Below are 22,708 nucleotides of genomic sequence, written 5' to 3'. Positions count from 1 at the left end.
TAGGAACAGTGGCAGCCAAGAGCAAGGGTGCACCGAACCTCTACGGATCTTTCATCCACTCCGCCCCCGGCGCGTTCCTCGCGAGCAAGCTGGGCCTCCCGCAGCCGGCCGAGCTGCGCCGCTACAAGGCGGGCGAGCCCGCGCTGCCCGGCCCGGTGCTGCTCGGCGGCAAGGGTCGCCTGGCCGAGCCGGTCCGCGCGCTGCTGTCGGATTACACCGTCGCGGACTCGCTCGACTCGGGCACCAAGTACGGCGCGCTGGTCTTCGACGCCACCGGCATCGATTCGATCGACAAGCTCGCGCAGCTGTTCGAGTTCTTCCAGCCCGCCATGCGCAGCCTCGCCCCGTCGGGCCGGGTCGTGGTTCTCGGCACCACCCCCGAACTGGTCGGCTCGGTCGACGAGCAGATCGCCCAGCGCGCGCTCGAGGGCTTCACCCGTTCGGTCGCCAAGGAGCTGCTGCGTGGCGCGACCGGCCAGCTCGTCTACGTGCACCCCGAAGCGGGCGCCGCCGCGACCGGCCTCGAGTCGACCCTGCGCTTCCTGCTCTCGGGTAAGTCGGCCTTCGTCGACGGTCAGGTCATCCGGGTCGGTTCCGCCGATTCGGTCGCCCCGGCGTCGTGGGACAAGCCGCTCGCGGGCAAGGTCGCGGTCGTCACCGGTGCCGCGCGCGGTATCGGCGCCACCATCGCCGAGGTGTTCGCCCGTGACGGCGCCACCGTGATCGTCGCCGACATCCCCGCCGCGGGCGAGGCGCTGTCCGACACCGCGAACAAGATCGGCGCCACCGCGCTGGCCCTCGACGTCACCGCGCCCGACGCCGCCGAGCGTCTGGCCGACTTCGCCACCGAGCGTTTCGGCGGCATCGACATCGTCGTCCACAACGCCGGCATCACCCGCGACAAGCTGCTCGCCAACATGGACGAGGGCCGCTGGAGCTCGGTGATCAACGTCAATCTCGCTGCCCCGCATCGCATCACCTCCGGCCTCGTCGCCAAGGGCGTGCTCAAGGAAGGTGGCCGCGTGATCGACGTGTCCTCCATCGCGGGCATCGCGGGCAACCGTGGCCAGACCAACTACGGCGCGTCCAAGGCCGGCGTCATCGGCATGGTCGACGCCGAGTCGCCGGTGCTGGCCGAGAAGGGCATCACCATCAACGCGGTGGCGCCCGGCTTCATCGAGACTGCGATGACCGCCGCCATCCCCGTCGGCACCCGTGAGGCCGGTCGCCTGATGAGCTCGCTGCTGCAGGGTGGCCAGACCGTCGACGTCGCCGAGACCATCGCCTACTTCGCGAGCCCCGCGTCGAACGCGGTGAGCGGCAACGTGGTTCGTGTCTGCGGTCAGAGCCTGATCGGCGCCTGATGACCCAGACGATCACCCTCACCGGGGTTCCCAAGAACGGCGGCCTGTACGCCAAGGCGGCGCTGGGCGCCATCCCGCTGCCTGGTCCGCTGTCGGCGCGCAAGCCGACCCTGCCCGACCGTCGAGTTGTCCTCGAGGGCGTGCGGGTCGACCCCGACCATCTCGCCGCGTACTGCCATGCCACCGGCCTGCGTTTCAGCGACACCCTGCCGCTGACGTACCCGTTCATCCTCAGCTTCCCGCTGGCGATGCAACTCGTCGTCGCGCGGGATTTCCCGTTCAGCGCGGTGGGCGCGGTGCACTTCGAGAACGTCATCGAACGCACCCGCGAGATCTCGGTTGCCGAGCCCCTCGATTTCTCCACTCACATCGAGAACCTCCGCGAACACCCGAAAGGGCTTCTGGTGGACGCGATCACGGAGATCAGCGTGGGCCGTGAGCTCGTCTGGCGCCAGGTGACCACCTTCCTGCACCAGCAGCGCATGTCCCTGTCGGGCGGTCCCAAGTCGGCGCCTCCCGCCGACGAGGTGCCCCCGCCGCCGCTGCGTGTGCAGCGGGTGGATCAGAAAATGATCAACCGCTACGCCGCCGCGTCCGGCGACCACAACCCGATCCACGTGTCCGGAATCGGCGCCAAGGCAATGGGTTTCCCGCAGACCATCGCCCACGGCATGTGGTCGGCCGCCGCGATTCTCGGCACCATCGAGGGTCGTGTCCCCGAAAAGACCACCTACGCGGTCAAGTTCGGCAAGCCGATCTTCCTTCCGTCCTCGGTGAACATTTACGCCGACCAGGCCGGATCCGGCTGGGACCTCTCCATCCTGCACCCCAAGAAGGGTTACCCACACCTCACCGCAACCTTGCGTTGAGTCTCCACCGGCAAGGGCCGCACACTCCAGGGGGGTGTGCGGCCCTTGTCGGTATCCGGGCAGGTGAACCGGGATTGTGTTCGGGGCCTTGCGCTTTCGAGTGCTGCGCCGATCGTTATGCCGATAGGTGTCGTTACGGGCAATTGCTGTGACTTTACTCATCGACCTGAAATGGTTCACTAGACGATTGCCATGGCCCGTTCTGACGCCTATTTTGGTCTACCGTCCGGTGTTTTCTTCTGCGTGCTAAGAAATTGCCCCGGGCGCGGTGGGCTGACTTTGCGGTGTTGCCCGGCGGCCAATACCGCGGACTAGCGCCACCGGGCAACTATTCGGCATCTGAACACTGCGGTGGCCGAATTTCGGGCATTCCGGTCCCCTTGAAACGCGTGTAGAACTTCTCTTGCCCAGCGATCGTTCGGTCGCGTCGGCGGGTTCACCTGATCCAGATCCGTGGCGAGAAGTGTTGTGGAGGAAGCGTTGTGAACAAGATCAGTCTTTCGAATCGGGGGATTCTTCGGGCGGTCGCTGTCGTGGGGGCGGCGCTGTCGCTGGTCGCGAGTGCCGGGGCGGCGGCAGGCGCGGACACCGGAAGCGGTGAGACCGGAAGCGGGGTAATCGACACGGGCAGCGGAATTCTGGGGGATCTGCTCGACACCGGCAGCGGAATCCTCGGCGGCAGCTCGAGCGGTGGTTCGTCCGAGAGCGTGCAGCCGTGCAACCGCTCGACCAAGTCCGGCGGGGCCGGCGTCACCAACACGACGCATCAGCTCGGCGTCACGGGACCGACCTCGTTCGTCCTGACCTACGAAACCCTCAACATTCCCGACCGCATCCAGGTCTTCTACGAAGGCGGCCAGGTGCTCGACACCGGCTACGTCGGCGACAATGCCAACCAGGGCACTGGTTCTCGAGTCGTGTCGTTGCCCGCGGGCTCGTCCTCGACGGTGAGTGTCCGGGTCACCGGACCGAATGACACCCAGTGGGAGTACACCGTGAACTGCCCGTCGTAGCGAGCCGTCCATCCGAGCTGAGGTCCCTGAGTAAACAGCTATCCACCAGGAAATCCCCAGCATATATTCCGGCAAGTACCGCGTGCGGCGGCAGACCTGAATCCGACTGCGTCCCAATCGTTCGCGAAACTGAACGTGTTACAGGTTTTCGGGGTGATATCAATCATGGACTAAGCCGAGCGGTAACTGGGAATACCTCAGGGTTCGGCACAAGCGCGGTGATCTGCCTCGTCTCTTACTCCACGAGGATCTCGCCGCGGTTCGTGTGATCGATCGATTGTCCAGCGGCAATGACCTTGTTCGAGTTCCTGTTCGCGGCGCCGAACGACGGTCTTCGGGCAATCGATATGAGATCCCCGAAACGAGTCCTGCCGCCACACGTGTGACGAGCAACCATGTGGCAATGGTTGCGCGAATGCCCCGAAAATCGCGGGCTCGAGAAGTGCCGCCGACCGTGTTAGAAACTTTCAGTCGGCAACAAAGTCGGCAATCATGGTTAATACCAAGGGGTTTCACTTCATGAAGAAGATTCGCACGCTGGGCTTCGGCATCGTCATCGCCGCCGGGATGGCCATGTTCGGCACGGGCATCGCTACCGCGGACGAGGTCCCGCCGGCTGCCACTGACCCCGGCACCGGCGGCACGGGTGAAGAGGCCACCACCGGTTCGGCCGGCAGCCTGGCTGCGATCCTGAAGGCGCTCACCAGCGGTTCGGCGGCTGCCGAGGATCCGGCCGACACCGAGACCGGCACCGAGGTCGCCGACGAGACCGATCCCGGCACCGGCGGCACGGGCGATGAGGCCACCACCGGTTCCGCCGGCAGCCTGGCCGCGATCCTCAAGGCGCTGACCAGCGGTTCGGCAGCGGCGGAGGAGACCCCGGTGGAAACTCCCCCGGCCTCCTGACGCAGTACGCAAACGACGAATGCCCCGCGATGAGCGGGGCATTCGTCGTTCGAGCTCAGCTGTGTCTGGCCGCGCGAAGTCCGTTGACGTAAGCGGCGACAATTCGCAGATCACCTTCGGACAACCCGGAGAGGTCGACGATGCCCTCAGCGGATTGCGGCCGAACGTGCTCCGTCTCGATCGGGTCCAGCCCCGCCTGCGTCAGCAGCGGTTCGGCATCGAGACCGACCGCCGCGGCCATGGCCTGCAAGGTCTCGGCGGTGGTGCTGGCGGGGACCTTCTGACCGCGCTTGTACTGGGTCCCGTTCTCGACCTGTGTCCACAGGCTCGTACTGATCCGTGCTGCTTTCGCGGCGCGATCCATCGACATCTCGCGCTCCTTGCGAGCAAGTCGCAGGGTGGCGCTGACCTCGGCGGGGACCACCGCGCTCCGTTGTCTCACCATGCATCGAGGGTAGCAGATTGTTTGCACTGATGCATGAAGTGTATGTAGGCACCGGCTGCGAATTTGCGAAGTGAAATCCCACACCGGATGTAGATCGTAACAGTGAATGGCAAGTTTGTTTGTGGTGCTACGTGACTGGGTACAGCACTCTGCCGCCTCGGCTTGACAGACGCGTTGCAACAACGTTGCATACAACGGGTGTCCGATTGTGGGTCCCAGTAGGAGCCACTCCTGGACACCGCCCGGGGGCGCGCCACTCTATTTCGGCCGCGTAGCAGGGTACGACCGGGGCTCCGGCCCGCTATCGACCGAAGGAGCAAGTACATGGGCCCATACGATGCCGTCACGGCGTCGAACCGCATTCGTGAGGATTCGTGCGGCGTGACCCCACTGGACAGGTGGGCCGATGACAACCACCTGTACCTGGATCGGGAAGCTGCGCGGGATCTGGCCCGGATGCTCGGTGACATCCCCGACCTGGATGAGGACCTGTCGGACGCGCGCACGCGCCAGACCCGCTTCGGCACGGTGGACTACCGCACGCGCAATGGCGCACGGGAACAACGACTTCCGTTCAATCCGGCCGCGGCTCGCGCGGCCGACCATCTCCAGTCGGTGTTGGTGGCCTGGGTTCGGCTGGTCTGCGAACAGCGCGGCGTCGACTACACCGGGGTCGCGACCATCAGCGGGATGGCGGAGTGGTTGCAGCGCAACATCATCGCGCTGGCGATGACGGAGGGCGTGGAAGCCGCGCCTGCCGAGTTCGCCGCGGCGATCGAGGCGGCCGAAGCGGTGGTGTGTCCGCCGGTCGATCTGGCGCCCGCCGACGCGGCTCTGGTCCTGCGCGCCAGAGCCGTTCGCCTCCATGCGGCGGCGATCGGCAAACTCGCCGAAGAGCTGGGTGACGGTTTTCGCAACCTCACCGCTCGGCGGGTGCGCACATTGCGCAAGGCCGGTCTGATCAGCCCGGTCCCGGGGCCCTGGTCGCCGGACTGGCCGGAGCTCTTCATCGTGGGTGAGGTTCTGGATGCGCACCGTGCCCTTCCGGCGCGGCACCGGGCGAAAGATGCATAGCGAACAGAGTGACCCAGCGGGGCGTCGGCAGATTGTTGCCGGCGCCCCGCTGGCGTTGTGGGGCCCGGCCCAGCGTGTTCCAGGTGCGCCCGAAGTGCTTAGGCCGCAGCCAGTTCGGGCCGATCGCGTCGTTTTCGTGTATCGGAATACCCACGTCTACCTGGGATTTAGCAGCTTCTGAAAGTCGGTGTTGACAAGTTGTGGCCGATAGCGCAAACTAGTGCCAGCGGGATTTGTCGTGCCCAAAAGTATTTAGGCACACCGCGATTCGATGCCGGCGAGCGCCGGCTCCGCCAGATCCTGACCGGGACTCGGTTCACGTCAGCGCTAGAATGGGCGCGTGCTCTCGACCGAGAGTCTCGATGTTTCGGCTGCTGGGTGAGGTTCTACTTGTGTCAGGTGCATTCGATGCATTTACTCCCGACGACTCCGGTAAGCCGACCGGTGAGAGACCCACGCGTGACGGCGGCCCCCTCTACCGGGTAGACGACTCGATACCAGGTAGAAGGAACCGTGTCGGTCATGTCGATCTCTCCGACATCTGCGTGGAGGACCTCCAAGTCGTCGCTGGTGCGGTGGATCGTTGGCGCTCGCTGCGGGCGCCTACCACGGTGACGCGTACCACCTCTCGGTGACCTGACATACGGCATCTGACACCGTCTCCGGTGGTGATGATGCGACGGGTCATGGTGAGTTCCGAGTTGTGAGAGTTGTGTATTGCCATGGGTGATGAAGGTGAGTCGGATGCCTCGATGCCGGACCGACAAGATATCGCGGTGCAGCGCAATGGGTTCAACGCCCAAGAATCTGCGTTCAACCAGGGAATCCGGGTCGATTCGGCCGTGGTCTTCGACTTCGTGTCGTATTGGTCGGTAGCCGACCGCGCAGTCCTTATCCAGGCCGACCTGTCCGGTCATGTCCGAAACGAAGTCATCGCACACGCCGTGGCCCACATCGAGATGGCCGAATCACGCGAACTGGCGGCCGCACTCGACGGGGAGCGATGGCGCGGCCGGATCGAGATGGAGGTGCACGATGTTGTGGCACACCGCCTCATCCCCCTCTCCCATCTGCGTGACGCGCTGGAGGTCGGTGACAATCTCACCGATGTTTCCGCGCTCCTCGGAGTCACCGAGTTCCTGCTCGGCTGGCGATTGCAACACCTCGCGAACGAGGAATTCGCGGTGATACCGGTGCATCTGCTGAACCGCCTCGGCTGGCTGCCCGGGATGCCATCCGAATACCCCTATCGGTGCTTGTGGCCGACATCGAGCTCCGGTGAGATGCTTCGCCAGCTGGCACCCGGCCGGCACCACCGGTAGTCACAGTCCTTCTCAGCCCTCGTTCCGTGAAAACGGCACGGGGGCTTTGTCGTCGGCGCTCGAGCCAGCGGGTTCAGAGCCCGCCGCATGCCCGTCCCTGACGCGCCCGTCTCCCGCAGCTCGCTGTGGTCGAAAGGCGTTGTCGCAGCGCAGGGGCGCATCGGTCCCGTTCCGGCGGAGCACTCCGCCGGAACGGGACCTCCACTCACGTCTCAGAGAGGTACGAACATGTCACTGTGGTCTCCGAAGGGATCGCCCCGCACGATCGATGTACTCGTGGTCGGCGGAACCTGGAATCCTGGCGGCGACGGTGTCACCGGTGCCTTCATCGACGCGTTGAACAAGGCGATGTTCACCCCTCGGATGGTCCCGTATCCCGCCGACTACGGGTCGCGGGTGAGCTACGCTGAGAGCGTCGCCGAAGGTAAGCGGGCGCTTCTCGCCGCTATCGACCGATCGCCGAATCTCGTCGTGCTGGCTGGATATTCGCAGGGTGCGGCGGTTGCCGGTGACCTCGCGGCGGAGATCGGCCGCGGTGAACATCCGGGTCGTGAGGTGATCGCCTGCGCGTTGATCGCCGATCCGCGCAGACCGGCGGGCAAGTACCTCGGCGACACCGATCCCGGCGGCTATGGCGTCGTAGGCGAACGCCCCATCGACGGTATCCCCGCCTATTGGGTCGCGGCGCCCGGCGATCCCATCACCGCACTGCCCGCGGGCAATCCCTTGCGGACCATCGCGGATCTGAGCGCCTTCTTCAGCTTCGCCAGCGCGAACTCGGCGGTTCGCTGGGCACAGCGAATGCTCGACACCGCCACCCGAAAACAACTGCAGCGCTGGTGGTCTCCGTCGAACTGGAGTCAGTGGACCGGCGCTGTCGCCTACGCCCGCGGCTACCTGTTCGACGGCAGGCACACCAGTGACTACGTCCGCTACGGCCACGCCCGCGCACTCGCCCAGGCACTGAACCGCGATGTTGCCGAAGGGCGCATCTGAGACCCGCGAAACCTCGGGGAAGGAACACATCATGAGAATCAGCAAGACCCCAGAACCCGCGCTGGTCCGGTCGGTACTCGTCGCTGTGACGGGTGTCCTCGCCTATCTCCTCGGTCGCGAGATCGACACGGCATGGATCGAAACACTGCTCACCCTTTACGGGTTGGCGACGCCGCTGATCGCGGGCGCACTGATCAGGCCCGCCGTAACTCCGGTGACCGGATCGGCGGGTGAACCCGATGACATCGTGGTTGAGCCCTGAATTCGTGCAGGCGACCGGTATGGCACTGGCCACCGTCATCGGCGCGGTGACCGCGTGGCAGGCCCGCGAAGTCGCCAAGTTGCGGGAGCGGGTGGTTGCCCTAGAGGAGCAGGCCGCCGACGATCACCTGCGATTCCGCGACGCGATACGCCTGATCCGCGCACTTCAGCGCCATATCGACGAACTGCTCGGCTTCCTGCGCCTACACGTGCCAGGTATGGAGCCCCCGGTGGCGGACTACAAGATCCCCGCCACCCTCCAAGAAGAAATCTGACGGCGACCCCGCCGTTCCCGAACTGCATGCGGTCGGCCCCCGGAGAACACTCGATACGGTGCGGGATTCGAGCCCGCCGCATGCCGCGCTCCTGACGCGCCCGTCTCCCGCAGGTGGTCTGCGGTCGTAGACGTCGCCGCCGCGTCAGGAGCGAAGGTCCCGCCCTCGGCGCTTCCCCTCGTCCACGAGGGCGGGACCCCGAACCTTCACTCACACAAGGAGATACCCATGGCCTGGACAGGCGACCCGGTATGGCTGGCCGATGTGCTGCGCGCTGCCGGGCTGGATGTCATCGAACACGAGGGCTGGCGCGACCGCGGCCACGGTGATTTCCGTGACCTGCGCGGCGTGCTGTGCCACCACACCGCGGGCGGCGGCAAGAACGACTGGCGCATCGTCCAAGACGGCCGCGCCGACCTCCCCGGCCCGCTGGCCCAGCTGGTTCTCGAACGCGACGGCACCTTCCGCGTGATCGCCGCAGGCGTGTGCTGGCACGCGGGCCGCGGCTCCTGGCCCGGCTGGCCCACCGACAACGCCAACTACCACGTGATCGGCATCGAAGCCGTCTCCCGCGGCGACGGAAGCGACTGGACCCCAGCACAACTCGACGCCTACAAGCGTGGCTGCGCGGCCATCCTGGCCCGCATCGGCCGCGACGCCGAGGACTGCGTGGCCCACCGCGAGTACTCCCACGAAGGAAAAATCGACCCCGCCGGTATCGACATGGACGAGTTCCGTCGCGACGTACAGGCATTCATCGACGGAGAGGACGCTCCGATGAGCGCATCCGAAGTAACCCAGATCCAGGATTTCATCACCGCGTTCTGCGGCCCGATCGGCACCGATGTCAAGGACATCCGCGAGCAGCTGTGCGGTAGCCAGCAGCGCGACGCGGGCATGTTCGCGGGCTGGGACCAGCTCGACGGCATGACCGTAGTCGACGCCATGGCCGACATCCTGGACCGCCTGAAGGCCCTCGAAACGCCGGCACCGGAGGGGAGGTGACTTCCATGCTGCCCGTCCTGCTCGAACTGCTTCAGCTGGCCATTGTGCTCGCACCAGTGGTCCTGCCGCTGCTCGGCCTCTGATTCCACGACGGACCGCCTCGACGGCCCCGCACCGCCAACTCGCGAATGCGGTTCTTGCCCAGCGGTATCCGTTCCCAACTCCCGGAGATCACCATGACGGAATTGACTACGTTCGCCGCGAGTTCCGCGCTCGGCGCTGAGGAAGCCACCGCGTCGCAGCCATCGGAATCCTCGACGGGCGTACTGCACGCCGCTGTCGAGATCGCCCCGGCACTCGACGACGGTGTCGCATGACCAGCCCATACGCCGGGCAGTTCCCGGACTTCGAGCAGTTCATGATCGGGCTGCTCACACCCATCGCGCCGACCGTGAGTGCCCTGCCCGCGACGGCGAGCCAAATCACGTTGCCGCTGATCTGGGTTCGTACCACGGGCGGCACGCTCGATCACAACGCGATCACCTACCAGGCGAAAGTGCGGGCGGCCGTTTTCCACAGCACCAGGCAGCAGGCGCAGACCATGGCGATTCAGGTGCGCGATGCCTTTCTGAACGCCTCGGCCGCACGCTTCAACGGCGTGCTGGTCGATTACGTGGAGGAAATCGCTGCTGCTGAACCGCGTTTCAGCGCCCCGAATCTGCGTCGCAGCCGCGGGACGAGCGAATTCCCCGACCTCGATCCGCTGCACCAGATGGTCGAGCTCGCCTTCGCCATCGACGCCCGCCGTCAGTAGACGGCATATCACCGGCACCCCCGCCGATCGCGGGGGTTGCCCAGTTCCCTGTCCAGCCCGGTTCACCGGGCACATGAATGGAGAAAGTCTTGCCTCCCATCTCGTCCACCCCGTTGACCACCCTGAAGGCCGCCCAGCGCCAGCTGCTGCTCAAGCCGCTCGACGCCGCGGTGTTCCTGGCCCCGTGGCCGAACTCCACCCCCGTCACCCCGGGCAGCATGACCGACGCCACCGGCAACCTGCTCGCGCTGCCCGCGTCGTACCAGTCCGTCGGCCTGATCGATAAGAAGTCCGGCGTCAACTTCGCGCGCGCCGTGACGGCCTCGCCGATCGAGGCGTACGGCGAGATGCAGCCGGTCCGCGACGACATCACCAGCGATATCACCACCATCGAGTTCGAGCCGCAGCAGACCAACCTGCTGAACCTGGCGCTGACCAGCAACACCAACCTGGCGTCCACCCAGGCCGCGGCCAACGGTGAGGTCGGTTTCTGGCAGCCCGCCACCCCGCAGATCAACTACTACTCCGCGGTCGTGATCGGCAAGGACGGCACCGACGCCGCCCCGATCTACATCTTCAAGATCATGCCGAAGGTCGCCGTCACCAAGTGGGGTGGCGAGCAGTGGACCCCCACCAACCTGATGGGCGAGAAGCTCACCCTCACCGCCTTCAAGGACGACACCCTCGGTTACGCCGTCGCCCACGGCTTCGGTGGCACCGGCTGGCAGAAGCTGCTGTCCGCGACCGGCATCAAGTACACCGTCTCGGCGGTCGCTCCCGCGCCGATCACCGTGACGCGCGGCACCACCACGTCCGCGCCGATCGTGGTGACCGACCAGTTCGGCGGCATCCTGCCGAACGCCAACTGCGCCTTCACCCCGGCCGGTGGCTCGAACATCACGGTGTCGGCGTCCGGTTTCGTGACCGCCGCCGCGAACGCCACCGTGGGCAACACCACCGTCGGCATCGTGTACACCCCGACCGGCGGCACCGCGCTGGCCTCGGTCAACTGCGTCGTCACCGTTGCGTAGCCGACGCCCATGAAACGTGGTCGCGTGCCGCGCTTCTCCGGTCGCGGCACGCGGCCACTTCCTGTCAGCTTCCGGAGAGAAAGCGGGGCAACCCCGTGTCCTTCATCCCCACCCAGTTCCCGGTCACGATGACCGACGGCACGCACGAGTACCAGGTCTTCGACGCCTCGGCGTTCGGTGACGCCAAGTTCGGTCTCGGCCACCGCGTCAAGGAAGACGTCAAGCAGGCCGTCGCCGCGGCCAAGCCCGCCAAGTAACTACGTTCCGCCACTACGAAACCGGAGATCCCCTGATGGCAGCACCCCGCAAAACGTCAACGGCTACAAAGGTCGCAGGCGGTGACGAAGGCCGCTTCTACGAGATCCAGCGTGAACTCGCAGCCAAGCGACGCGGCCCCTACCACCTGACCGCCGACATCGCGATCCAGCCACTGACCCGCCGTCAGGCGCGCTTGCTGGCCGAAACCGACGACGAAGAAGACCAGCTGCGGATCCTGCTGGGCGAGGCCTACGACGCGGTCGACGACCTGTTCGCCGACCGCCCCATCGACGAATGGGTCGCCTTCCAGAACGATCTGTACGCCCACTTCTACGGCGAAGGCGCCATGGAGCTGCCGGGGGGATCCGAGGGCTCGTAGAGTTCTGGGACAAGTTCGGTGCCGCGCTCGAATACGACCTACTCGAGCGCGGCATCGACATCCGAGACTGCTTCGGGCCCATCGAGTTCCGCACCCGCGACTGGCGCACCATCTGGCGGTTCAAAGACCGCCTGCCCCGCGGGTCGCACTACAAGACGGCCTTGGCGTTGGACCGCGAGCTCGCCGAGTACTGGCTCGACATGGAGGAATCCGACCCCGATCCCGACGCCGAAGAGCCACCGACGCCAGAGGGCTACACCCTCGACACGTATCTGCTCCTGTCGATCATCGACGGCTTGCAGGGCGTCCAAGCGGCCGTGATCGCGGCAGCCGGCGCGGACCCACCCCAGGTGAAGCCGATGCCCCGTCCGCAGACAGCAATGGACATAGTCCGTGAGGAACGGCGCCTGTCCACGATGAACAGCATCGTCGACATCTTCAAACCGGTCGCCGGCTAGCCGGTAGCTGCGGGCAGCACCCGGTCTTCGAAACACAACCCGGCGGCCGGCCTCGTACCGGCCGTTGACACCCCCCCACGCCACAACCGGGTGATCAGGAGAGAGAACGTGCGTGGCCGGTCCCGAGAACTCCACCATCACCGGGTCAGCCGAGGAGGTCACCACCGGCGACTCGATACCGGTTGCTGCTCAACGACTTACGGGACATCCCATAGTGTGTACCCTCGAGCAGGCTACGCAACGAGGTTTCAGGCCCTCAACAGTCGAAAGTTGGATAGTTAAGTATGCAAAGCGACATCGAAGGCGCGGCTCGAGTTGTGCAACTTGCCACCAGCTTTAATTGGACCTGGAAAAAGGATGATATCAAACATTTTTGTAGGCTCGCAGGCTGGGAAGTGCAGTCACGAGATAAATATGGTGCAATTATGCGGACTGGTATTGACATCGGACAGCCGATAGCGCATTCAACCTACAATCCTGACTTTTTGCGTCAGGAGGGCAAGAGTAGTCAGCAAATGATTCAGCTGCAATTTTTTGTTGCCATGGCCGACCCGGGAACTACGGATGTATATGCGCTAGTGGCAGATAAATTTGCAGAGTTCGCTGCGCGTCTCATGACTGATCTCAGTGAGCCGGATCGACGTCGACCAGGAAATGGGTCTGAAATCGCATGGCATCTACCCAATCTCGCGATTGTGTTGGCGGGCGAGGATACTTTTGTTCAGATTGATCTCGTAAATCCGGTCTATCAGAAATATTTGGACCTTCAGGCTACCTACGATGAGGATTGCGGTTTCGATTCGGAAGAATTTGATGAACTGGAGGGGGGGATCATTGATTCCGGTGAGGAATTTACGTACTCCAATCCGGAAGAGTGGGGCGATTTCATTGCCGCTCTGGCGGCAACGGTTTGGGTCATGCCCAACGATGGGCACATTGAGTTTTCGACTGATAACGGATCAGCTCTAGTTTTCGTAGAGGACTATCGCCTGGAGTGCACATCAACGCCGGGTGAAAAAGTCAGTGAGACGATATTCGAGAACCCTATGTTTGTCGGCGAAGAATGGATTGGGTCACGTAGCGATGGTGCGCTTAAATGGAGTCGCGAACTATTCTGGCCATGTAGATACACTGAGTATCAGAAGTTCGCAACTTCGCTCGCAGATATTTTCCGTAGCGTATATCTAGCTAAGAGTCCAGCTGAGGTGAGTATAGAGGCTTGGGAGAACTTGGGTATTACCCCTGATATCTCCGCATTTGGTGTGGCTTAGATTCCGATGGAGAGTTTTGTAGTCAGTCGTTGAGGCTTATTTATAACCTTTGGTGCGCCGGAAATCTCCGAACTTTGCCGCATCCGGTGTCTTGTGCTGGTTGAGAGTGTATTGCGGCCATTGATGCGCTGCGACACGACGGCAAATGCGAGCATTGGTAACGAGTGTAGGTGCCCGTCACGGCTTGAATTGACCGATGATGCGTTGGATTGATTGTCGGCCCTGGTCTCATGTGGCCACCCAGCCCCACGCGATCCCCGTTCGATCACCCGCCGATGGCGACCAAGGGCCGCAAAGCGGCACTATCGGCAGTGTTGGCCGCCGCCCAGTTCATCGAGTACGACAAAGTCGTAGGCGCCGCCACGGGCCAGCCTTGGTCCAATCTCCTGACCTCAATGCAATCGATTTTGAGACAGAGTAGCGTGTCTCGCGTCTCCTGCCGCTGGTTCGGTGGCCGACCGGGCGCTCCGGGCAGACTCCGATGTGACCCAACGATCACTCCTCGAAAGAAGTAGGATTCAAGTATGCAAGCCGACATCGACGGAGCCGTGCGAAGCGCTCGCCTAGCTGCAAATTTCAGCTGGAGCTGGAATCCCGACGACGTATCGCGGTTCTGCGATGTCGCAGAGTGGCGGGTCGCGGAGCCTTCTATTCGCCCTCGTCTGCTAACGAATCTTGAAATCGCGGAACCTATCGGTCATGTATCGATTGGACGCAATATTTGGAGTGATGAAGCGCCTTCACAGGTTCTGCGGCAAATATCATTCAGGCTGTCCTCTTCAGGAAGTGGATCGGTCTCCGCGTCGGAGCGTATTGACGCATTCTTCCTAGCTGGTTCACGCCTCACATCGGAGTTTGGAAATCCGACACAAGCGATTCCCGGGCGCGAGCCCACGCTTGCTTGGGAATTGCCGGAACTGTCGATAGAATTGAGGTTGCGCGCTAGCTATCTCATGCTCGGCATAATCAATCCAAACTATCAAGATTGGAAGAATTCCAGCCGTGATGAGCTCGAATATGAACGGCGTCTGAATCACGGTGACGAGAAGCCGAATGACTCAGTGTCGCCGAGTTCAACTCTCGGATGGCAGTCGTTCTTGTCGGCATTGTCTTTGACGCTATCTCGCCTACCGGAAGATGGAGTCTTGACCATTGTTGCAGATTCCAAGAAATGGGTACGATTCAGCTTCGGCGAGAGCAGCCGACTGGGTCTGTTGCTGAGATGCGAATTTCCTCAGATTGGGGATATAGACGCTGAACAGTTGGTTCGAGATGGTTGGGTAAAGCCTGACAAGAGAAGCCGCCATTGGGTCTACGCGGTCGAATGGCCAACCATATATGATAAATACTATGCGCTATCGAAGAGTGCAGTTGGTGTGCTACGAAGTATTTTCGGAGTTGAAGACGCAGCGTCAATTTCAATTGATAGCCAAAGTCTGTCGTACGGAGATCACGCAGACCTGGTCGCATTCAGAGAAGGCTGAATCGGGATTCGACCCGGGCCAAATTACGATCCATGCCTCTGGATCGGCCAGGCGTGACGACGATTGCGCCACCGGACGTAGTCGCTGATCACCGCATCCTGTACGGCATGGCTGCGGTGGTCGGTGCCGTTTAGTGTGAAGTACCACACCGCGGCAAGCTTGCACTTGATCAGATTCGATGCATCCCAACGGCTTTGAGGCTCAGCCAAGCGTCTCGCGACTGATGTCAGCGATCCCACTGCCCCGCAGGACACTTACCAACTTCAACGGATTTCACGTCGAGAACGGCTATTCCAGACCCAGGGGGTGGGCAGCACCGAGCGATCTGACGAATCCGACTACGTGTGGCTGGGTGGGTTTGCTGGTCCGCTCTTCAGTCTTTTTGGCCGAGCGAATCCGTGCCCCTCTTCGCTGAAGTCGCGGATCACTTGCTGCACCTTACGCTTCCGAGACCCGCATCGGCTGCGCGGTCAACGGCACCGGCAGTTGCTGTCCCGAGTCCATCACACGATCGCCCGCTGTATCCGCATCGACTGCTTGCTACGCCGCCCGATCTGCGCGAGTTTGCGGCGCGCTTCGACGTCAAGCCCTGACGAAAACGTCGGCTTGCGAGTTACAGGCGCGATCCCTGCGCCGACAGCATCATCGGTCGACCGCCGATGGTCAACCCTGTACACGGGCGTGGATGCAACATAATCCGTTTTTGACCGCGGTGCCGGCAGCGCAGTGTGGGCAAGTCCTTGATCACCAACTCGCAGTTATATCTCAAGGATCGAGTTGGCCTCTGATGCTCACTATAACTATTCGAATCAATTGGTTGGTTAAATAATGGCAACAAGTCCCCTTAGTCGCCGCGGGGCGCTGACAACGAATATTGACCTAAATCCTGATACTTCGGAGCTCGATGCTGCGAAAATTGATGAGGTAGCCGATATTGACAAACGCTCATCTGACAGACAGAGGCGACTGGCAAGTGAATATTACCCGGCTGTATACCATCAAGAGTTGAATGCCAGAATCCGGCGGAATCTTACAAGTGCACTTGGGTTGCGTGAAGGGGCGCTGAGGTCCGATGAAATCGAGCAAACTGCGGACGATTTGGCGGATAGTGGAACCGATCCTCGACTGATAGAATTTGCAGAGCGCATTTCTGAGGATACAAGCCGTTCGTACAAAAGGGCTAAATCTATCGGGGAAGAACTGGGTCTAAACGTCGCGGAGGCTTACCTGGAAAAGCAGATAGCCATCCACGGCGGAGAAATTCTGGTTAGGGGAGATCGGGGAAACAACACCCTGGATGTCGTTGCAGTAATCGGAAAGCGACCCAATCTTAAGCTCGTGGTCGTAGAGGCTAAGGGTGGATTTCCGTCGGCTACTCCTTCCGGGAAGCGGTCTAGAAAAAAGCCAGGTCTGGGTGTCCGAAAAGTGGTTGAGCAACTCGGTCGAAGGCCGAGGGCGGATACTCGCGAGGTTGATTACGCGGAATTTCGTCAAGGAACAAGGGCGTACCTTGAAGACCTGCTCCGGATGGACGTGGAACTCCGCTACAAGCTGTACAATTTATATCCGGAGGTTTTCAATGCCCTCTCGGGGAAATCGCACGCGGGGTTCGTGCCGGTCGACTATCTCCTGGTGAAGGGCGATGCCGGCGACCCGGTCAAGGGCTGGGCGCCTAAGGCTCAAGGCTGGCGATTTCGCAACATTGTCGCGAATGAGCGCGATCAAGTTCGCTTCGCGCGCCTCCCACCGGCGCTCAAAAGGTCTAAGACGGCGCTAGGAAAGCGTGGGACAAACACCGATCCATCTCACAACCTCCGACACCTGCCGAACGTAACGGAGGATGACAAGAGATATAGGCAAGTGCTTGAGAAATTCGAGCGCGATCGAGCCTCGGAAGCAGCCCAGGAGAGACTTCAACAGCGGGCCGCAGCACGTAGGACCGTAATGCGAGCTGGCGGGAGGATAGGCGTCTTCTCTGGGGTTGCCGCTGGTGCTCTTGCGTGGCAGACTTTGAGTGCCTCTGAATCTAACGCGGCGACTGTATTTGCAGCATCCGCCGATGCGATGGTAAGCAGTTCAGTTGAAGGCTCCGATAACGGATTCTTTGCCAGTGTGAAGGTGACTATCGCCGAGTTTTCACGGATGTCGACGTCATTCACTAGCTACGTCCAGAATGGCCTGAATGAACTGGTGGTGCTGGTCGGGGGTGCTGTTTCGGCGGTATCTGGGTTTGTATCTGATATTGTTGATTCGGCGGGCGTGCAAGCCGTGATCGATAAGGTGTCGGATGACTGGGCCTTTGCGCAAGAGTTGCTGAATATTGCGATGTTGTTTTCGCCGGTGGGGACGGTGGCTGCGGCTATTTCGGCGGCGGTGCCGATTATTCAGTTGATTGTGGAGCATTGGGATCAGATTCGGGCGGCGTTTGATTGGGTGTTGAAGAATGTCTTGACGCCGGTGGCTGAGTTCTTTATGGCGGCGTTCAAGGTCTATATTGCGCCTTACCGCTTGGCTTTTGACGCTGTGATGGCTGGGTTCAATGGGATGGGTGGGGTGGTTGGTACCGCGGTTGGTGCGGTGCGGTCGACGGTCGTGGGGATTGTTAAGGCGATCGGTCAGATCTTCCAGCGGCTCGAGATCAATATCGGATTCCCGGTCAATAAGTCGTTCGGGTTGAAGAGTGTCGGTGATGCGATGGTGGCTTGGGCTTCTGAGCGGTTGGCCGACGGTGGCCTGGTGGGTGGGCAACGCGGGGTCGTGCCGCGGAGGGCATCCGGTATCGAGGTGATGGCCGTGATCGATCGGTCGGTGTTGCGTGCCGCCCAGGCTGAGGAACGCAAGATCGGGTACGCGTATCGGCCGCCGTTCCTGCACGACGGTGCTTTGCCTCGCACGGATAACGGGCCTGGTCCGCGCACATTTGATGTGCGGGTCGCTGATGTCGATGCGGCGTTCGCGCAGATTCGGATGTTGCAGGCCGTGCAGGATGCGCGGTTCAGTCCGGTCGGCGTGTAGTCAGGTGACCGCTGTGCGGCTGACTCGGTATTGACAAGTAGACGTCGGTAATTCACAAGAGATCGGAAGGTTGGAAACGATGAGTGATCCGAAACCGGAGGGTGTTCCGGACCCGTTGGCCGGCTTCGACATCGAGATCCATCCGGTCTCTTTGGACGGCCTCAACGATTCAACGGATCAGAGGCCGAAAAAGGCGGACAATACGAAGGAGCCGAGTAAGAGCAGGAGTCCTTCGCGTCGGCCTTCCGCGTCCAGACCTGCTCGGCAGCAGAAGAATCCGCCCAAGGTCGATGATCACCCTAAGGGCACAAGCCCCACGGCTCGGCCGCCGAAGAAGCCGATTCAGCCGCGTGAGAGCGGCAAGCGAGAGCGTGGCGCTGCGCCGAAGTCGCCACGCGGAGGTGGTCCGGGCGCGAAGCCGCCCGGTGTCGACCGGAAGCAGCCGGCAAAGAGCCAGAAACCGGCGTCCGCGGGACCGGAAAGGTTTGCGGCACCGCCGAATAGGAGCAAGCCGGTTGACCTGGCGAAACGTCCACCTGCCAAGGCTCCGCTGGCCGGTAAACCAGGAGGCCCGAAGGGAAGCAAACCCAAGGGCGGCAAGGTCGACACCAAAGGGCTCAAGGATGAGGCGACCGCCCTCAAGAACCTCGGCGGCGCGTTCAATGACAACCTCGCGGCCATCAAGAACCACACGGGCGCCGGCAAGAAGATGGTCGGCAAGGTCGGCGGCGTCGCCAAGAACCTCAAGAAGCTGACCGGCGCGATTCGCACCGCGTCTGCCGTGCAGAAGATCATCGGCGGCGCGTCCAAGCTGTGGTCAGTGGCGCAGACCGCGTTGAACCTGGTGTGGAACGCGTCGCCGGTCGGCTGGTTCACCCTCGCCCTGGGGGCCGCGATTCTCGCGATCACGCTCATCGTTGAGCACTGGGACGAGATCAAGGCGGCGTTCAGTGTCGTCAAGGAGAAGGTGCTCGATCCGGTCGGTAGATTCTTCCAGGACCAGTTCGGCGAGGTCCTGAAGCCGTTCACCCACATCAGCACGGCTGTTTCCGGCGCGTTCAAGGCGTTGTGTTCGACCGTGGGTGGGGTGTTCCAGAAGATGGTGCACTACATCGCCGTGGTCGTCGGCAAGGTCGCCGATCTCCTCGGCAAGTTCCGAGCGTTCCCAGGCGTGGGCGGCATCGCCGACGCCATGTCCGAGTGGGCGCAGGCGCGTATGGCAGACGGTGGTCTTGTCGGTGCGAGCCGTGCCAAGGCACCGGCCGGCTCGACCGATGAGGTCGTCGTTGAGGCCGGGAGCCCGAAGCGGACGGTGATGGCTGCGGTCGACAGTGATCACCTGCGGGTAGCCGGCACCGATACCGGCCGGTCAGCGCTGACCAAGAGTCCGCATATCGCCCCACTGCGCGGCGTGCGGCGGAGCGGCGCGACAGTTCGCGCGATCGACCATTCGACCACCATCGCGCTGAACCGAGGGAACGACACCAGTTACGCGCGGTCGCGCGCCGTGCACGCGCAACGCGCGCTCACCTACGCGGGTGGGTCGCGCTAGCCCAACCTTTCAGACACCTCAGGGAGTGGTTAGAACGATGAGCAGTAAAGGCGACGCGCAGTTCGACGCCGCATTGCGCGCGGCGCTGGCCGCGAGCGATCCACTCGATGCCGGCGACAAGGGCAAGGGTGGCGCGGCCAAGTCCGATGTGAAGAGTTCGGGCAAGCCGTCGAAAGGCGACGTGGCTCACTCCGATAGCCCGGAGGGCGGTCAGTCGAGCGTCGAAAGGCATGACGCACCAACGCGATACAAGAACGAGCACCGCCCGGCTTCGGTCGAACCACCTAGGGGTGCGCGACCAACGGCTACACCGCCGAGCCAGTCGGTCAAGCCTCGCAAGCCATCCAAACCGCAGGGCAGGCCTCGGGGCGGGCTCGGCTCGAAGGTGCGCGGCGGTGCCGGTCTGGCCGGCGGTCTGGCGATGGGCGCGATGACGTCGGGAGTTGACTGGCGCCAGGCCGTCGCCGACCCGAAAGCCGCGCTGAGCGGGCTCGGCGGCGCCGGCCTCGCCCAGGGCAAGGACTATCTCACCGGAATGGCTGATCCGGCGAATCTGTCGGATGCCGTCTCGCAGGTCAAAGACACGGCGAGTGCGGCGAAGGATAAAGCCTCGCCGGATAAGTCGAATGCGGGTGACGCCAAACCGATCACCGATGAGACCAAGGCGCTCAAGGATCGAACCTCAGCGCTGCGCGGCGACGTCAAGAACCTCGGCACGCACGCGGCGACCAGCCAGAAGATGACCGAGAACGTCGACAAATCGTCGAAGGGTTTCGACGATCTCGCCAAGGCGCACAAAGACTCAGCGGGTGCCCAGAAGAATGTCGAAGGCGCGTCGAACAAGTGGGACAAATCCCAGGGCAAGCTCAACAAGGCTGTCGGCAAATCGGTGATCGGCAAGATCGTCGCGGCGATCGAGGTCGCGATTGTCGTGATCGGGCTGCTCATCGAGCATTGGGACTCCGTGAAGAAGGCCTTCGACACGGTGAAGAAGAACGTGCTCGAGCCAGTCGGCGACTACTTCAAGAAGGTGTTCGCCGCGTGCCTCGCGCCGTTCACCACGGTGATCGACGAGGTGAAAGACGCGCTCGGCAGCTTGGGGAGCGGGATCGGTGGCCTGTTCGCCGGGGTGGTCAACCAGGTGGCGGACATCGTCGCCGTGATCGGCTCGGTGGTCGCCAAGATCGAGTTCAGTCTTCCCGGTTGGCTCGGTGGCGCGACGCTCAGCCTGGCTGGGCTCGGAGGGGCGATGACGTCGTGGGCGGCGTCGGCACGGATGGCCGATGGCGGCGTGGTGCGGGGGCCAGGTGGTCCGCGCGAGGACCGGGTGCCGGTGCTGGCGTCCAACGGCGAGTTCGTGGTCAACGCCGCGGCGACGGCGCGCTACGGGCCGCTGTTGGAATCGATCAACAAAGACACCCTCAATGTCGGCGGGCGAGACGCGCAAGTGGTTGCCTCACTGGGCCTTTCGCGCGTCAAACCGGCGCAAGCGTTGCCCGATGTGGCGACCACGCACCGATTCGATCGGTCGACCACGATCAACCTCACGACGACCCAGCACGACGGCGCCTACCTGCGTTCGAAAGCCGTGGCCGCGCAACGAGATATCACCTACGCGGCCGGACGGCGGTAAGTCGCGGCGACGCATGACCCAAGGAGTAGACGATGGACCGATCCCGGCCCGAAGACGACCTCGACGCGGACGAAGAAGAGCTCGACGATCTCGATCCCGAGGAAGACGAACTCGACGACGACGACGACGACGGCGACGACTCGGCCGAAGACGAAGATGGTGTGGCGGCGGCTGGTGGCGTCGCCGGCGCCGCCGCGCTTGCCGCAGCGGCGCCGATGGGTATGCGGGCGCGTCAACAGCAGTCCCCCGGGGGCGTGGCCAAGTCGACGGCCGAACCCGCTCAGCCGGGCGGGAAACCGGGGGCCCCGCGTCCGGCACCGGGGGGCAAACGGCCCGGCGGAAAACAACCGGCCGGAGCCGGCGGACCGCGGGCGCCGAAGAAGCCCCCTGGCAAGGGCAGCCCTGCGGAGAAAGGCAATGGCCAGGGCGACGATGCCAAGGCGATAGCGACCGCGCAGCAGGAACTCGACGCCGCGCAAAAGGCCAGCGATGCCCTCGAGACCCCGCACACCACGGCGACGAAGAAGCTGGTCGACTCGGCGAAGGCCGCCGCGACCGGCATGTCGCCCCTCACCGCCGCGGTCAAGAACTCGAGCGGCGATCACAAGAACGCCGCGAAGGACCACGGCGAGCACGAGAAGCAACAAGGCGAGCTGGACAAGGCCCTGAGCGAGGGCGGTCTCGGCATCATCAAGAAGATCGTCGACGACCTCAAGCCATGGATCGACAAGATCATGAGCTGGCTGAACAAGCTCAAAGACGCACTGGTCAAGGCCTTCGACAAGGCGCTCAAACCGGTCATCAACTTCTTCGAGAAGGTATGGAGCCAAACGGTTGTCCCGGCGTTCAAGAAGACCGTCCAGGTGGTCTCGGGAGCGTTCAAATCTGTCGGCGAAGTCGTCGGCAAGGTCTTCGACGCCCTGAAACGGGCGTGCGCGACCGTACTCAAAGCCGTCGGCGAGGTACTGAAGAAGCTCGACTTCACCGTTCCCAGTTGGGTTCCCGTCGTCGGTGGAAGCAGTCTCGGCCTGGCCAAGATCGGCGACACCCTGATCGAATGGTCGACCAAGATGCGCGATGGTGGTCTGGTCCGTGGACCGGGCGGACCGCGCGAGGATGCGGTCCCGGTGCTGATGTCCAACGGCGAGTTCGTCGTCAACGCGGCCGCCACCGCCAAGCACCGCAGTGTGCTCGAGGCGATCAACAACGAATCCAGGTCGACCACCGGGTCCGGCTACGCGGCCACCGCGCGATCGTTGCCGGCGACCGCGGGCGCCCAAGCCCGGGCACTTGCCCTCGCCGACCGCCCCCAACTGGCGATCGTCAGCCCGATCACGCCGAGC

Annotated in this window: 22 protein-coding genes and 1 pseudogene; 22 read left to right on the top strand and 1 reads right to left on the bottom strand. The window is 63.1% G+C overall.

Annotated features, from left to right (window positions below):
* The first annotated feature begins 8 nt into the window (after positions 1-8).
* The 4 genes from ACFWFP_RS17280 (at position 9) to ACFWFP_RS17265 (ending at position 4,152) form a co-directional block, all read left to right on the top strand.
* Positions 9-1,364, top strand: a complete 1,356-nt coding sequence (locus tag ACFWFP_RS17280; RefSeq protein WP_379296125.1) for a 3-oxoacyl-ACP reductase — start codon at positions 9-11, stop codon at positions 1,362-1,364.
* A complete protein-coding gene (locus ACFWFP_RS17275; protein WP_379296123.1) occupies positions 1,364-2,233 on the top strand; it encodes a MaoC family dehydratase in 870 nt (289 codons plus the stop codon). The genes ACFWFP_RS17280 and ACFWFP_RS17275 overlap by 1 nt, the downstream gene beginning before the upstream one ends.
* A 482-nt stretch (positions 2,234-2,715) precedes the next feature.
* A complete protein-coding gene (locus tag ACFWFP_RS17270; RefSeq protein WP_379296121.1) occupies positions 2,716-3,246 on the top strand; it encodes a hypothetical protein in 531 nt (176 codons plus the stop codon).
* Positions 3,247-3,738: 492 nt separating this feature from the next.
* Positions 3,739-4,152: a hypothetical protein gene (locus ACFWFP_RS17265; RefSeq protein ID WP_379296119.1), complete on the top strand. Its 414-nt coding sequence runs from the start codon at positions 3,739-3,741 to the stop codon at positions 4,150-4,152.
* A gap of 55 nt (positions 4,153-4,207) precedes the next feature.
* On the opposite strand, the gene ACFWFP_RS17260 is transcribed toward ACFWFP_RS17265, so the two are convergent.
* Positions 4,208-4,597, bottom strand: coding sequence for a helix-turn-helix domain-containing protein (locus tag ACFWFP_RS17260; RefSeq protein WP_379296117.1), 390 nt, complete (start codon positions 4,595-4,597; stop codon positions 4,208-4,210).
* Between the two features lie 324 nt (positions 4,598-4,921).
* Between ACFWFP_RS17260 and ACFWFP_RS17255 the strand changes: the two genes are divergently transcribed.
* From ACFWFP_RS17255 to ACFWFP_RS17170, 18 genes and pseudogenes are all read left to right on the top strand, one after another.
* Positions 4,922-5,671 carry a hypothetical protein gene (locus ACFWFP_RS17255; protein ID WP_379296115.1) on the top strand — a complete coding sequence of 250 codons (750 nt, stop codon included), beginning with the start codon at positions 4,922-4,924 and terminating at the stop codon, positions 5,669-5,671.
* A 752-nt stretch (positions 5,672-6,423) separates the two neighbouring features.
* The gene (locus tag ACFWFP_RS17250) at positions 6,424-6,993 is read left to right on the top strand and encodes an ImmA/IrrE family metallo-endopeptidase (RefSeq protein WP_379296113.1); all 570 of its coding nucleotides are present in this window, start codon (positions 6,424-6,426) and stop codon (positions 6,991-6,993) included.
* Between the two features lie 228 nt (positions 6,994-7,221).
* On the top strand, positions 7,222-7,989 hold the full coding sequence (locus tag ACFWFP_RS17245) for a PE-PPE domain-containing protein (RefSeq protein WP_379296111.1): 768 nt from the start codon (positions 7,222-7,224) through the stop codon (positions 7,987-7,989).
* Between the two features lie 31 nt (positions 7,990-8,020).
* Positions 8,021-8,251 carry a hypothetical protein gene (locus ACFWFP_RS17240; RefSeq protein ID WP_379296109.1) on the top strand — a complete coding sequence of 77 codons (231 nt, stop codon included), beginning with the start codon at positions 8,021-8,023 and terminating at the stop codon, positions 8,249-8,251.
* Positions 8,229-8,525 (top strand): hypothetical protein, encoded by a 297-nt coding sequence (locus ACFWFP_RS17235; protein WP_378635123.1) that lies wholly within the window; start codon positions 8,229-8,231, stop codon positions 8,523-8,525. Before ACFWFP_RS17240 ends, ACFWFP_RS17235 begins: the two co-directional genes overlap by 23 nt.
* Positions 8,526-8,753: 228 nt before the next feature.
* Positions 8,754-9,530 (top strand): N-acetylmuramoyl-L-alanine amidase, encoded by a 777-nt coding sequence (locus ACFWFP_RS17230; protein WP_379296107.1) that lies wholly within the window; start codon positions 8,754-8,756, stop codon positions 9,528-9,530.
* Between the two features lie 176 nt (positions 9,531-9,706).
* Positions 9,707-9,847 carry a hypothetical protein gene (locus ACFWFP_RS17225; RefSeq protein ID WP_379296105.1) on the top strand — a complete coding sequence of 47 codons (141 nt, stop codon included), beginning with the start codon at positions 9,707-9,709 and terminating at the stop codon, positions 9,845-9,847.
* 41 nt (positions 9,848-9,888) lie between these two features.
* On the top strand, positions 9,889-10,284 hold the full coding sequence (locus tag ACFWFP_RS17220) for a hypothetical protein (protein WP_379296103.1): 396 nt from the start codon (positions 9,889-9,891) through the stop codon (positions 10,282-10,284).
* Between the two features lie 89 nt (positions 10,285-10,373).
* Positions 10,374-11,315, top strand: a complete 942-nt coding sequence (locus ACFWFP_RS17215; protein ID WP_379296101.1) for a hypothetical protein — start codon at positions 10,374-10,376, stop codon at positions 11,313-11,315.
* Positions 11,316-11,410: 95 nt separating this feature from the next.
* Positions 11,411-11,572, top strand: a complete 162-nt coding sequence (locus ACFWFP_RS17210; RefSeq protein ID WP_379296099.1) for a hypothetical protein — start codon at positions 11,411-11,413, stop codon at positions 11,570-11,572.
* 35 nt (positions 11,573-11,607) lie between these two features.
* A complete protein-coding gene (locus ACFWFP_RS17205; protein ID WP_379296097.1) occupies positions 11,608-11,952 on the top strand; it encodes a hypothetical protein in 345 nt (114 codons plus the stop codon).
* Between the two features lie 161 nt (positions 11,953-12,113).
* Complete coding sequence (locus ACFWFP_RS17200; RefSeq protein ID WP_067455163.1) at positions 12,114-12,410, top strand: hypothetical protein; 297 nt, start codon at positions 12,114-12,116, stop codon at positions 12,408-12,410.
* A gap of 284 nt (positions 12,411-12,694) precedes the next feature.
* The gene (locus tag ACFWFP_RS17195; RefSeq protein WP_379296095.1) at positions 12,695-13,681 is read left to right on the top strand and encodes a DUF6301 family protein; all 987 of its coding nucleotides are present in this window, start codon (positions 12,695-12,697) and stop codon (positions 13,679-13,681) included.
* A gap of 524 nt (positions 13,682-14,205) precedes the next feature.
* On the top strand, positions 14,206-15,165 hold the full coding sequence (locus ACFWFP_RS17190) for a DUF6301 family protein (protein WP_379296093.1): 960 nt from the start codon (positions 14,206-14,208) through the stop codon (positions 15,163-15,165).
* An 828-nt stretch (positions 15,166-15,993) separates the two neighbouring features.
* Complete coding sequence (locus ACFWFP_RS17185; protein WP_379296091.1) at positions 15,994-18,180, top strand: hypothetical protein; 2,187 nt, start codon at positions 15,994-15,996, stop codon at positions 18,178-18,180.
* Positions 18,181-18,259: 79 nt separating this feature from the next.
* Positions 18,260-19,732, top strand: coding sequence for a hypothetical protein (locus tag ACFWFP_RS17180; protein ID WP_379296089.1), 1,473 nt, complete (start codon positions 18,260-18,262; stop codon positions 19,730-19,732).
* 37 nt (positions 19,733-19,769) lie between these two features.
* Complete coding sequence (locus ACFWFP_RS17175; protein WP_379296087.1) at positions 19,770-21,365, top strand: hypothetical protein; 1,596 nt, start codon at positions 19,770-19,772, stop codon at positions 21,363-21,365.
* 32 nt (positions 21,366-21,397) lie between these two features.
* Positions 21,398-22,708, top strand: a pseudogene (locus ACFWFP_RS17170) (hypothetical protein); the annotation flags it as partial.

The sequence above is a fragment of the Nocardia sp. NPDC060249 genome (assembly GCF_042728755.1).
Taxonomy (GTDB): domain Bacteria; phylum Actinomycetota; class Actinomycetes; order Mycobacteriales; family Mycobacteriaceae; genus Nocardia.
The sequence above is the reverse complement of the archived record's forward strand: the minus strand, read 5'-3'. Positions and strand labels throughout refer to the sequence as shown.